This is a genomic window from Virgibacillus ainsalahensis (assembly GCF_055380755.1).
Window position 1 is genome coordinate 946,146 of record NZ_AP043943.1, and the last position, 11,981, is coordinate 958,126.

12 protein-coding genes and 1 riboswitch are annotated in these 11,981 nt (G+C 40.2%); all 12 genes read left to right on the top strand.

Features of this window, described 5'->3' with window-relative positions; genetic code table 11:
- Positions 1-4: 4 nt before the first annotated feature.
- The 12 genes from opp4B to ACZ427_RS04425 all read left to right on the top strand — a co-directional run bounded on the left by opp4B (position 5) and on the right by ACZ427_RS04425 (position 11,979).
- A complete protein-coding gene (gene opp4B, locus ACZ427_RS04370) occupies positions 5-967 on the top strand; it encodes an oligopeptide ABC transporter permease (protein ID WP_461177878.1) in 963 nt (320 codons plus the stop codon).
- A gap of 31 nt (positions 968-998) precedes the next feature.
- Complete coding sequence (locus ACZ427_RS04375; protein ID WP_461177877.1) at positions 999-1,907, top strand: ABC transporter permease; 909 nt, start codon at positions 999-1,001, stop codon at positions 1,905-1,907.
- Between the two features lie 148 nt (positions 1,908-2,055).
- The gene (opp4A, locus tag ACZ427_RS04380) at positions 2,056-3,906 is read left to right on the top strand and encodes an oligopeptide ABC transporter substrate-binding protein (RefSeq protein WP_461177876.1); all 1,851 of its coding nucleotides are present in this window, start codon (positions 2,056-2,058) and stop codon (positions 3,904-3,906) included.
- A gap of 175 nt (positions 3,907-4,081) precedes the next feature.
- Positions 4,082-4,918 carry a chemotaxis protein gene (locus tag ACZ427_RS04385; RefSeq protein WP_461177875.1) on the top strand — a complete coding sequence of 279 codons (837 nt, stop codon included), beginning with the start codon at positions 4,082-4,084 and terminating at the stop codon, positions 4,916-4,918.
- Between the two features lie 179 nt (positions 4,919-5,097).
- Positions 5,098-6,447 (top strand): ISLre2 family transposase, encoded by a 1,350-nt coding sequence (locus tag ACZ427_RS04390; RefSeq protein WP_461180035.1) that lies wholly within the window; start codon positions 5,098-5,100, stop codon positions 6,445-6,447.
- A gap of 199 nt (positions 6,448-6,646) precedes the next feature.
- Positions 6,647-7,327 (top strand): ribose-5-phosphate isomerase RpiA, encoded by a 681-nt coding sequence (gene rpiA / locus ACZ427_RS04395; protein WP_461179925.1) that lies wholly within the window; start codon positions 6,647-6,649, stop codon positions 7,325-7,327.
- Between the two features lie 251 nt (positions 7,328-7,578).
- On the top strand, positions 7,579-7,773 hold the full coding sequence (locus ACZ427_RS04400) for a hypothetical protein (RefSeq protein ID WP_464883533.1): 195 nt from the start codon (positions 7,579-7,581) through the stop codon (positions 7,771-7,773).
- Positions 7,774-8,018: 245 nt separating this feature from the next.
- Positions 8,019-9,008 (top strand): sodium:calcium antiporter, encoded by a 990-nt coding sequence (locus ACZ427_RS04405; protein ID WP_461179923.1) that lies wholly within the window; start codon positions 8,019-8,021, stop codon positions 9,006-9,008.
- Positions 9,009-9,039: 31 nt separating this feature from the next.
- Positions 9,040-9,303, top strand: a complete 264-nt coding sequence (locus ACZ427_RS04410) for a YciI family protein (protein WP_461179922.1) — start codon at positions 9,040-9,042, stop codon at positions 9,301-9,303.
- Positions 9,304-9,382: 79 nt separating this feature from the next.
- Positions 9,383-9,429, top strand: a riboswitch (PreQ1 riboswitch).
- 118 nt (positions 9,430-9,547) lie between these two features.
- Positions 9,548-10,042, top strand: a complete 495-nt coding sequence (queF, locus tag ACZ427_RS04415; RefSeq protein ID WP_461179921.1) for a preQ(1) synthase — start codon at positions 9,548-9,550, stop codon at positions 10,040-10,042.
- A 55-nt stretch (positions 10,043-10,097) separates the two neighbouring features.
- Positions 10,098-10,739: a queuosine precursor transporter gene (locus tag ACZ427_RS04420; protein ID WP_461179920.1), complete on the top strand. Its 642-nt coding sequence runs from the start codon at positions 10,098-10,100 to the stop codon at positions 10,737-10,739.
- A gap of 409 nt (positions 10,740-11,148) precedes the next feature.
- Positions 11,149-11,979, top strand: a complete 831-nt coding sequence (locus tag ACZ427_RS04425) for an MIP/aquaporin family protein (RefSeq protein ID WP_461179919.1) — start codon at positions 11,149-11,151, stop codon at positions 11,977-11,979.
- The last annotated feature ends 2 nt before the right edge of the window (positions 11,980-11,981 follow it).

Consider the following 11,981-nt stretch of genomic DNA (forward strand, 5'->3'; position numbering starts at 1 on the left):
ATAGATGTGGAAATTCATAGTAAGACGGCTTTTAATAACCATGCCGCAAATTCTTATACTAAGTGTTCTCGTTTTTTTGATGGCACAAATGATGCCGGGGGATGCACTGACCGGTCTGGTAGATCCGAATGTGGATCGGGCTACAATTGAAGAACAGCGAGAAAGATTGGGGTTGAATGATCCATGGCATATTAAATATGCAGATTGGATAAGTGGCGCTGTTCAGGGGGATTTAGGGCAGTCATTCCGTTTTAAAATGCCGGTTACTGAATTAATTGGAGAGCGGATTATAAACTCATTTTGGCTGTCACTCCTAACATTAGTATTTACATATCTAATCGCATTACCACTTGGTATTTTAAGCGGACGCTACAATGATTCCTTGCTTGACCAGACAATTACAGGCTACACGTATTTAGGATTCGCTACACCGCTATTTATCTTCGCTCTATTGATGGTTTGGATTTTTGGATTTGGTTTGGGATGGTTTCCGACGAGTGGAAGTGTCGCCCCTGGACTCACGCCTGGGTCTTTCGATTATATTTTGAGCAAATTTTATCATTTACTACTGCCTGCACTCTCTTTGGCGCTGATAACAACAGTAAACACAGTACAATATTTACGTAGTGAAATTATTGACACGAAACAGAAAGATTTCATCATTACGGCAAGAGCAAAAGGAGCTTCTGAAACAAGGGTCTATAACAGACATATTTTCAGAAACTCGTTATTGCCGATCGCAGCATTTTTTGGTTGGGAGATAACGACACTAATTGGTGGCACGGTTTTTGTGGAACAGATTTTTGGTTATCCGGGAATGGGTCTTCTTTTCTTGGAGTCCATAACATTGCGTGATTACAGTGTTGTAACTTCTGTTGTGTTGTTGTTTGGAATTGCCTCTATTTTAGGAGCTTTACTTTCAGACATCATCTTAAGTCTCGTGGACCCGCGTATACGTATTAAATAAGTACTAAAGCAGACTCTGGGGTGGTTAAAAAATGAAATCAAATAATGTAGATATGGAGATGGAAGCAAAGGATTCATCAAAGAGTCCATCTGGTTTACGAATACTCTGGCGTGAACTTGTCAGAGACAAGCTGGCATTGATATCACTCATATTTTTAATTGTAATTTCAGCTTTTGTATATGGTATAGCTTTTATTCTTGATCAGGAAGAGATTGTAACGGTTGATTTGTTTGCAATACACGAGCCGCCGTCTGAAGAATTCTGGCTTGGTACAGATTATGGTGGCCGTGATATTTTTGGCCAGCTCATTATTGGTACAAGGAATTCTCTTACAATTGGAATTTTGGTTACATTGATGAGTGGGACTATCGGAGTTGTTTACGGACTTGTTTCCGGGTTTTATGGTGGTCATGTAGATAATGTATTGATGCGTATTCTTGATTTCTTCATGATTTTACCAATGCTGATGATTGTCATTGTATTTGTATCGATTGTACCGAGTTATAATACGTTGACATTCTCATTAATTATGACGGCATTTCTGTGGATGGGGATCGCCCGGCTGATCCGGTCGAAAGCATTACAGGAAAAAGAACTGGACTATGCGCAAGCCTCTAAAACACTGGGCTCATCTAATTTTAAAATTATGTTTACGCAAGTGTTGCCTAATATAACATCTTTAATCATTGTAACAATGACATTGAATCTGGCTGCAAATATTGGCCTGGAATCCGGGCTGTCATTCCTCGGCTTTGGTTTTCCTGAAAGTACACCTAGTCTTGGGACACTATTAAGTTATGCTACAAATCCACAAACGCTTGAATTCAGATGGTGGATCTGGCTGCCTGCAGCGATACTAATTCTAGTACTGATGCTTGCTGTAAGAAATGTCGGGGAAGCCTTGAAACGGGCAACCGACGCAAGACAAAGAAGAGGCTAATTTAAGTGAGGTAAACGCCTGGAGTTGAGATAAGTCATTTTCGTTACCTGCATCAATATGAAACTTCGTATTGATGTTGAGTATATATTGTCAGTCCGCTTAAAGCGTGTGATTGACGAAAAAGAAGTAAAAAGGGGAGGTTACAAGGATGAGAAAGACAGGTTTAAGTAAATGGCTATTGGCGCTCATGCTTCTACTGTTGCTGGTACTGGCAGCATGTAGCGATGGAGGGGACAGTGAAGAGGCTGAAGGTTCTTCTAATTCTGAAACAGAAGAAGGAACAGAGGAAGCAGAAGACTCTGAAGGAACAGCTTCAGAAGGTGGAACTTATTCCATTGAAGATTTCAGTCCTGCTACAACAGGGGAAGGAGAGGCAATCGAAGGTGGTAATCTTAACTTCGGATTAGTTTCTGATAGTGTATTTGCAGGTACATTGAACTGGAACTTCTATGAAGATGAGTTTGATAAAGAGATTATTCAATGGTTTGATGAACCTATGCTGTATACGGATAAAAACCATGCCTATACACAGGAGGGTCCTGCACAATTTGAAGTGAGTGACGATAACAAAACATTCACGTTTACAATCAGGGACAGTGTAAACTGGCACGATGGGGAACCAGTTAAGGCAGAAGACTGGGCTTATGCATTTGAAGTAATCGGCAGCCCAGATTATACAGGTATACGTTATGATTCATCGTTTATGAATATTGAAGGCATGGAAGCCTATCATAATGGAGATGCTGACACAATTTCAGGTATAGAAGTTGTGGATGAAAAAACATTGGAAATCACTTTCATAGAAGCGAATCCATCCCTGGTTGCAGGTGGAATATGGCCATATGCCATGCCGAAACATATCTTTGAAGATATTTCGATAGCGGAAATGGCTGAATCGGATGCTGTACGTAAAAATCCGATTGGTATGGGAGCATTTAAAGTGGATAGCATTGTTCCCGGTGAGTCTGTGTCAATGACTGCCAACGAAGACTACTGGCAAGGTGAGCCTAATATTGACAGTCTTAACGTCCAGGTCGTCAGTCCACAAACCGTTGTTCAGGCATTGGAGACAGGTGAAATTGATTTCGTTCACAGTTTTCCTACGGATCAATTTGCGGATGTTGAAGAAAGCTTAACAAATGTTGAATTTTTAGGGCAAATTGATATGGCATACACGTATATCGGGTTTAAATTAGGAAAATGGAACGCAGATGAAGGACAAGTGGAAATGGATCCGGAAGCGAAAATGGCAGATGTGGAATTGCGCCGTGCGATGTGGCATGCGGTAGATAATGATGCAGTTGGTGAACAGTTCTATAACGGACTTCGTTGGGCTGGTACTACTTTGATTCCACCATCCCACCCTGATTTCCATAATGAAACCGTTGAAGCTCCGACTTATGATCCAGAACAGGCGAAGCAGCTTCTTGAAGACGCTGGTTATGTAGATACGAATGATGATGGTTTCCGTGAAGATCCTGATGGAGAAGAATTAGTGATTAATTTTGCCTCCATGGCAGGTGGCGACATTGCAGAACCACTTGCAAATTATTACATCCAGGCATGGGAACAAGTTGGATTAAAAGTAGAGCTTGTAGATGGTCGCTTGCTTGAATTCAACTCTTTTTATGACAGAGTTGAAGCAGATGACCCTGCAATAGATATCTATCAAGGTGCTTGGGGTGTAGCTAGTGATGTTGATCCATCCGGTCTATACGGACGTGAAGCACAGTTCAACTACTCGCGTTATGCAAGTGAAGAAAATGACGAATTGTTGGCTGAAGGCGCATCTGAAGCATCTTTAGACACAGAGCATCGTCAGGAAGTATACAGCGAATGGCAGGAATTAATGGTTGAGGAAATTCCTGTATTCCCTACCTTGTACCGATCTGAATTAGTAGCGACTAACAATCGTATACAAAATTATTCCATTGCTTATGAATGGTGGGCTCCGCATGAAATAGCGGTAACTCAGGAAGAGCCGGAAACAGTTCAATGATAACACAGGAGAAAGAAGACTCGCTAATACGGGTCTTTTTTCGTTGTCCAGAAAATTTTAAAAAGTCATCAGTGAATTTTCTCAAACATGGCACATTGTATTTAGGTATTTTATAACTTATACTTATTCTGATTTTTTAGTAAGATTATAGTAAATAAATTGGAGGAGGAAGTTGATGACGCAAAAAATTGCGGTTGCAGTGATTCATGGTGCGGGTACACCTGATGAAAACTTTGCGGACGAAATGATTACACAAGTTTCCAATTCCTTTGCAGATAAACTTAACATTAAAAATGCGGAAGCAGAATTAATATTTGAACCTGTTTTTTGGTCATCTGTATTTGAACCGGACCAAATTGAATTATGGAACAGATTACAAACCGGCACAGATTTAAATTTCCATAGGCTACGTCGATTTGTGATTGAATTTCTGGCTGATGCGGTTGCCTACCAGCCAACTGCAATGGGGAAACAAAATTATGACAAGATTCATGCTATATTGGCCGAAGCAATTAACCGATTAAAGGATAGAGCAGGCCCTCGAGCCCCACTTTGTGTGATTAGCCATAGTCTTGGGTCTATTGTTGCAAGCAATTATTTCTATGATTTGCAGTTTAAAAGGAAAAACATAGGCAGAAAGACGATGCAATCTACCAGTGATTCTCCAATTGAACAGTGTCAGACATTAACACTCTTCTATACGATGGGGAGTCCAATGGCTTTGTGGTCATTGAGATATATTGACTTTGGTTCTCCAATTACTGTACCATCTCCTGTTATTCCCAAATTTTATCCGAATCTTAAAGGGGAATGGCTGAATTTTTATAATAAAAATGACATACTTGCTTTTCCGCTTAAAGGGATAAATGAGGCCTATGATAAGGTTGTTACGACAGATGTAGCGGTAAATGCCGGTGGGTTTCTGACAAGCTGGAACCCATTATCCCATTCGCATTATGATGATGAGAAAGATGTGATTAATCCGATTACAGATGGGTTACTGTTAGAGTAAAATGTTTATGGGAGAACATATACCTCGTTTTTGGTGTTGAAGTCGTAAGACTTCAACACCAAAAATGAGGCCAGCAAGCGGAGCGCGATAGTAGTTGAAAAGCATTTTGAATGAAAAAAAGGACCTTCTTTTATATAGTTAAGTCTTCGACAACAACAACTATAGAAAGAGGTCCTCAAATGAAAGATATCATATCTACGCTAACAATGAAAGAATTAGAACAAATTACATACCGTGCTTTACAGGAAAGTTTTTCTCAGCTGATGGCAAAAACCCTTAAGGAATTAGATGAGGCGATTGCTTTAGGAAGAGATAAGCAAAGATTTTATTTAAAGGATAAAAGAACATTAAAGTTCGAATCTGTTTTTGGTCAGGTGGAACTGAAAAGAAATTACTATAAGGATAAAAAAACTGGAAAGTACGTCTATTTACTGGACCAATATTTGGCTTTTGATGGTACGAAGGGTATGAGTCCAGTGGTGCAGGATTTAGCTATTGAACTAGCTGTGACAGGTGTTTCCTATCGACAGGCTGGTAAAGCCATGGAGAAGCTTTTGGGCTACCCTGTAATCAGTCATGAAGGTATACGCCAACAGCTTTTGAATACGGAGGTAGTTCCGGAAGAATCAGTACCACTTGAAAATGATGTTGTATTTGTGGAGGTTGACGGGCTTTACACAAAAAGTCAGGAGAAAAACAAAAAAGGTAGGGAAATCAAGATTGCCAGTGTGCACCAGGGCTGGGAAATGAATGGCAAGCGAGCAAAGCTAGTTGAAAAGCGCCATTTCATTCATGAAGGGAAACTCCCGTTTTGGGAGGAATTTGAACAGTATTTAATGACGACTTTCGAGTATGATCCAACCAAGCACCATCTCGTTATTAACGGTGATGGAGCGAAGTGGATTACAGCCTGCCGGGATTATTTCCAGCACAACGCAACTTTTGTCATTGATCGTTTTCATGTTGCCCGGGATGTGCAGCGTTTATTTCGGGATCATTCCAGGTATCGTTCCATCCGAAAGAAGCTAGCAAAATATGACTGGGAAGGTTTCATGGTGGAGTTAAATAGCGCTGTGGGGACGCTTGATAATGAAAAGAAAGAAGAGCGATTGGAAGCGTTAATAGCGCAGCTTTCCCAATATCCGGAAGCACTGGGAGATTACCGTGAAAAATTAAAAGGAAAAGGCATAGACACAACAGGATTCCGTCCAATGGGAAGTGCAGAAGGTACAATGAGTTTTTTCGCTAGACGGCTTAAAAATGGGCGTAGTTGGAGTAATAAAGGACTTGATAAATTCATTGATATCATGGTCGCTTTGAAAGATAAACTGGAGATTAAGACGCTACATGGAATACTTGATCAGACGCAGGAATTAACACAGGAAAACAAAGAAGAAAAGCCACCTAAACACTTTGTAGAGAAGCTGAAGGATAGCGCTGCAGAAGCAACTCGGAACAACTTGGGTTATTTAAAACAGGCTCTTGGAAAACCAGTTACAGCTGCTTTAAAAGGGTTGCGAGGAATTTAAAAAAGTAAAAAAGTGTTAACGGACGGAGAGATATAAAACTGAAATCGCTACCAAAATTGGAGCTAAAACCATATAAAATAAGGGACTTTAAAAATCTCCCACAAATACTTGACTCGATCTGGGTTACTGCGAACATGGAGATTCATAAATAAATAAGATATAATGATGAAAGAATGATGTTAAAGGGAGGATACATGAGATGAATGAGGTGGATCAGTTAAAGAAATTGGTCGGGGAAACGGCAGTGGAAGATATAGAGAATGGAATGACGATTGGGCTTGGGTCAGGGTCTACGGTGTACTGGATGGTTAAGAAACTGGGAGAGCAGGTGAAGCAGGGGCTGGATATCACTGGAGTGCCTACGTCAACCACCACAGCAAAATGGGCAGAGGAATTTGGTGTGCCACTAACGGACTTCTCAAAGGTTCAGGAGCTGGATTTAACAATCGATGGAGCGGATGAGGTGGATGAAAACCTGCATCTTATTAAGGGTGGAGGTGGCGCCCTGTTTCGGGAAAAAATCGTTGCAGCTGCTGCGAATAAGCTTATTATCATTGTGGACGAGTCCAAAATGGTCCAACAACTAGGCAAGTTCCATCTGCCGGTTGAAGTGCTGCCATTTGGCTGGGAAGTGACCACCGGAAACATTGCCAAACTAGGATGCGAACCACAATTAAGACAAAAAAATGGAGAAATTTATATAACAGATAATGGTAATTATATTCTGGACTGCCCTTTTGAAAAAATTCCTGATCCTGAAACATTACATAAGGAATTGAAATCCATCGTTGGGGTGGTAGAAACAGGCTTGTTTATCGAAATGACGGATAAGGTTATTGTTGGTAAAGGGGAAAAGGTAGAAATCATTTCTAAAATGTAGCGTGGATTACATTGTAAAAAATTGGTGTGTATTTTCAAGGAGTCTCACATTTTTTAAGCAGCTTCGAATAGCTTTCTGTTTAAGGGAGAAAACCTTCATGAAACATAGATCCCATGAACTTTTTCTTTCTATAATCAGAATACCACTGTCAGCGAAGTATTCTGCCGAAATGATTGTGATAGCACTCGGGTTCAAAAGGAATGGAAGGAAGCAAAACCACGATAAAGTTATGTCGCAGTTTATCGTTTTTTGTGTCAAAAGCACTGAAGTTTTTAAAGGAAGGGAAAATTACCCTTACTATATTTTCAATAGCAGGGAAAATGTCTGGAGGAGAGCCATTGCCCTATGAACTTTTTGGAATTATTCCCTGGGAAATGAAGCTGGATGGCGGGCGTGAAAACGTCTTGGAGGCATTTCTAAATCGTAGCAGCAATCAGACGAAATGAAGAGAAGGAATATATATCCCAATGACAGGGGAAGCTAATGCAAGATTTACATCACTGTCGAATCTGTTACTGCCTTTGATAATATGGTTTAAAGGAAGCGAAACAAGGTCTTGCCAACAATTAAGTGGGAAGACCTTTCTCATTCCCAACACTTGAAAGATGTTATTCTTTTGTACAGATTGCTTTTCATTTTTTCTTTTTGGGGGTATATTTTAAAAGAGGTGCTACGAAATAGGAGTGATTTCTTGGTATTTGTTATATTTATTTTAGCAGCTGCACTTACTGTGTACACGGCAATGAAATTATCGGAGTCTGCCGATGTCATTAGTGAAAAGACCGCAATGGGTGGAATGATTGTCGGTACGATTCTTTTAGCTGGTGCAACGTCATTGCCTGAGGTTACGACAAGTTTCTCAGCTGTAATTATCGGAAATGTAGATATTGCAATTGGAAATATGCTTGGATCCAATTTGTTTAATCTGTTGATTCTTGCTGGTTTCGATTTGTTTTTTAGAAGAAAACAGTTATATCATCTGGTGAGTAGAAGCCATCTATATTCCGCGATTTTAGGGCTATTCTTAATGCTGATGGTCACCCTTTCACTGGTTCTTAAAATTGATTATACGATTATTGGAATTGGTGTGGATTCCTTATCGGTGTTAGTTGTTTACATAATTGGAATGGTGATAATCAGTAAATTACCATCACCGCCTGAAGAAACAGAAGGGGACAGGGAACCGGTAGAGCCTGGGAAAAAGAAAAACATTACGGTTAAAAAAGCAACGATTGTTTTTATCATTGCTGCTATTGTAATAATGGTAGCAGGTTCTATACTTTCCATTACAGGTGATAAAATTGCTGTTATAACAGGGATGGGTTCTAGTTTTGTCGGTAGTTTCCTGATCGCAGCAACAACTTCATTGCCGGAAGCTGTCTCGGTTTATGCCGCACTTCGCTTGCGAAACATAAATCTTGCAGTCGGCTCGATTCTTGGAAGTAATATGTTCAATATGGTGATTTTGGCAATTTCTGATGCAGTGTATCAGGGTGGTTCGATTTTAGTTGATGTGTCACCATCTAATTTATATACAGCGATTGGTATTTCGGCGCTTTCCATTGTGCTTATCTGGGCACTGATGCGGAACCGTTCCATGTCACTGTGGTCATACAGTATACCATCAATTATCACGGTCATCGGTTATTTTGCCGTTTCATATTTGATTTTTATAAACTAATAAAAAGATATTTAGGGGAGTGTTGGGAAAAATGAAATATTTTGCTGTGTTTTCACCAATGAAGGATGAAGAAAAAAGCAAACAGTATCGTCCGCAGCATCTGGAGTATCTGGATGAGAAGGGGAAGGAAGGACATGTATTTGCAAAAGGCCGCTTCACTGACGGTGCAGGCGGATTGGTTATCTATAAGGCTGACAGCTATGAGGAAGTGGAAGAAATCGTGAAGCAGGATCCATACGTTGTAAGTGGTGCCAGAGGATATGAAATACACGAATGGGAAATGAGAACAGAGTAGAAACACCCCTTTTTTAATTTATTAACCAAAGTTCGAGAGTGACAGGCGAGCGTTGATGTTGTATAATGATTTATTGAAAACTGCAGAGGTTCTTAGCTTTAACCCTCTTAAAAAAACTAAGACAGATGATGCGATTATATTGCCATGTGCCTTAGGGGTACATGGCTTTTTGCTGTATTTGGAAAAAAACTGGCTATCAGTGTGACAAGGCCTGGAAATCTGCCAGGTTTAAAAAAGGGAGGTTATGCAGATGAACGAACAGGATCTTTCCAATCTGACTTTATTGGGAAATCAAGGTACGACCTATGATTTTGACTATAATCCGAAATTGCTGGAGACATTCGATAATAAACATACGAATCGGAATTACTTCGTTAAATTTAACTGCCCGGAATTCACGACGCTTTGTCCGATAACCGGTCAGCCTGATTTCGCAACCGTATATTTAAGCTATGTTCCGGATGTAAAGATGGTGGAGAGCAAGTCGTTAAAACTCTACTTGTTCAGCTTCCGCAATCATGGCGGCTTTCATGAGGATAGTATGAATATTATCATGAATGACCTGATTGAATTAATGGCTCCTCGCTATATTGAGGTGTGGGGGAAATTCACCCCTCGTGGCGGGATTTCAATTGATCCTTATTGTAATTACGGAAAACCTGGAACAGAATTTGAAAAAATGGCAAATCATCGTATGATGAACCATGATATGTATCCGGAAAATATAGATAATCGTTAAAGAGTCAAAAGAGGGCAGGCGAGGATTTTTCTCTGTACAGGAGAGGATCAGTTAGATGTTTATTTACTTAAATGCCTTATTTGTTGGATTACTAGTTGTATCCAATATTTTAGGTGTAAAATTATTCAATGTTGGCGAATTTATGTTGCCTGCAGCGGTAATTGTGTACGTCGTAACGTTTATAATTACAGATGTAATCGGTGAAGTTTATGGAAAAGATGCCGCACGAAAAACGGTGCAGGCGGGTTTTTTCACACAGGTTATTGTCATGATTTTTATTTTCATAGCAATTCAATTGCCTGCAGCACCAGCTTTTGGCTTTCAGGCAGAATTTGAAACAATTCTTGGAGGAAGCTTCCGTGTTATGTTGGCGAGTCTCTTGTCCTATTTGGCCAGTCAGCATTTGGATGTCAGCATTTTTCATCGCTTAAAAGCAAAACATGGAAAGAAAAAGTTGTGGTTACGTAATAATCTATCTACTATGACAGCACAGCTTGTGGATACAACGATATTCATTACGGTTGCATTCTGGGGAATCGTGCCTGTCAATGCTTTATTGGGCATGATAGTGACGCAATATGTATTTAAGGTCGTTGTCGCACTTGTTGATACACCAATTGTTTATTTGTTGGTGAGAATGGCCGGGAAGTCGAAAAGCATACAGATGGAAGCAGCAGAATTACGTCCTTCTTCATGAGGGGCGTATTTTCATTTGGCAGTTAAGAAAGGAAAAAACTTTCTTACTGCATAAGTTCAGGCTAAGGTTTTATCGTCATAAAAGCTTGGGCATTTAGCCAAGTTTAAAAAAAGTTCCTGACAGATTTATAGGTAAATAGTATAAATTTATGATTGAAAGCTTCAAACATATTGACAACGCTTACAGAATGATGTTAAATTATATGATACAAGTTAATGACGTGGTGGAGATATGGAGACCCATACAACAATAGAACTTCCCTTAGGGAAAGTATGTCTATTGGAGTATGGGTCTTTTTTGCGTGCTGCCAAAATCTACCGTTTTATCGTTGAATGGGTGACAAGCGAGTACGATCTACCATCTCAGCTTGTAATATCACTAGATTAATAATCTTAGAGGGAGTGATTGGATGCCTGAATTTTTAGCTGAATTGATTGGTACGATGATTTTGATTATTTTTGGCGGAGGCGTTGTTGCAGGAGTTGTTTTAAAAAAGTCAAAAGCGGAAGGGACAGGATGGGTGCTTATAACACTTGCATGGGGGCTGGGGGTGGCCATGGGTGTATATGCAGTTGGTAATTTCACAGGTGCACATATTAATCCTGCTGTGACGTTAGGGTTTGCCGTCGCCGGAGATCTTCCATGGACTAAAGTACCTATGTATATATCCGCTCAGGTTATTGGAGCTTTCATTGGCGGGACTATTGTCTTCCTGAATTATTTACCCCATTGGAGGGAAACAGAGGATAAAGAGGCGATCAGGGACGTGTTTTCAACAACGCCAGCCATTCGTAGTCCATTATCCAATCTGGTCAGTGAAATGATCGGCACCTTTGTTCTATTGATGGGTCTCATGTTTATTGGTGCTAATGAATTTACAGAGGGGTTAAATCCATTAATTGTTGGTGCTTTAATTGTTGGAATAGGGATGTCGTTAGGAGGAGCTACTGGTTATGCAATCAATCCAGCTCGTGACCTTGGACCGAGAATCGCGCATGCGCTGCTGCCAATCCCCGGAAAAGGAAGCTCTGATTGGAGTTATGCCTGGGTCCCTATAGTGGGTCCTTTACTAGGAGGCGCTTATGGAGCGGTATTTTATCAAGCGATGTTTTTAGGTGAATTTTCAGTGGTATTCTGGATATTAAGCGTAATAGTTGCTATCATCTTGCTAGGAGCAGCTGCCACGGAATTAAAAAAGGAAGAGACAAAAGTCAACGAAATCGAACGAAAATTGATGTAAGG

What these genes read in the sequence shown, in the direction of transcription:
- ACZ427_RS04385 (WP_461177875.1), top strand. Translation starts at nt 4,082, where the DNA reads ATGACGCAAAAAATTGCGGTTGCAGTGATTCATGGTGCGGGTACACCT.
- ACZ427_RS04410 (WP_461179922.1), top strand. Translation starts at nt 9,040, where the DNA reads ATGAAATATTTTGCTGTGTTTTCACCAATGAAGGATGAAGAAAAAAGC.
- ACZ427_RS04390 (WP_461180035.1), top strand. Translation starts at nt 5,098, where the DNA reads ATGAAAGATATCATATCTACGCTAACAATGAAAGAATTAGAACAAATT.
- ACZ427_RS04425 (WP_461179919.1), top strand. Translation starts at nt 11,149, where the DNA reads ATGCCTGAATTTTTAGCTGAATTGATTGGTACGATGATTTTGATTATT.
- queF (WP_461179921.1), top strand. Translation starts at nt 9,548, where the DNA reads ATGCAGATGAACGAACAGGATCTTTCCAATCTGACTTTATTGGGAAAT.
- ACZ427_RS04375 (WP_461177877.1), top strand. Translation starts at nt 999, where the DNA reads ATGAAATCAAATAATGTAGATATGGAGATGGAAGCAAAGGATTCATCA.
- opp4A (WP_461177876.1), top strand. Translation starts at nt 2,056, where the DNA reads ATGAGAAAGACAGGTTTAAGTAAATGGCTATTGGCGCTCATGCTTCTA.
- opp4B (WP_461177878.1), top strand. Translation starts at nt 5, where the DNA reads ATGTGGAAATTCATAGTAAGACGGCTTTTAATAACCATGCCGCAAATT.
- rpiA (WP_461179925.1), top strand. Translation starts at nt 6,647, where the DNA reads ATGAATGAGGTGGATCAGTTAAAGAAATTGGTCGGGGAAACGGCAGTG.
- ACZ427_RS04420 (WP_461179920.1), top strand. Translation starts at nt 10,098, where the DNA reads ATGTTTATTTACTTAAATGCCTTATTTGTTGGATTACTAGTTGTATCC.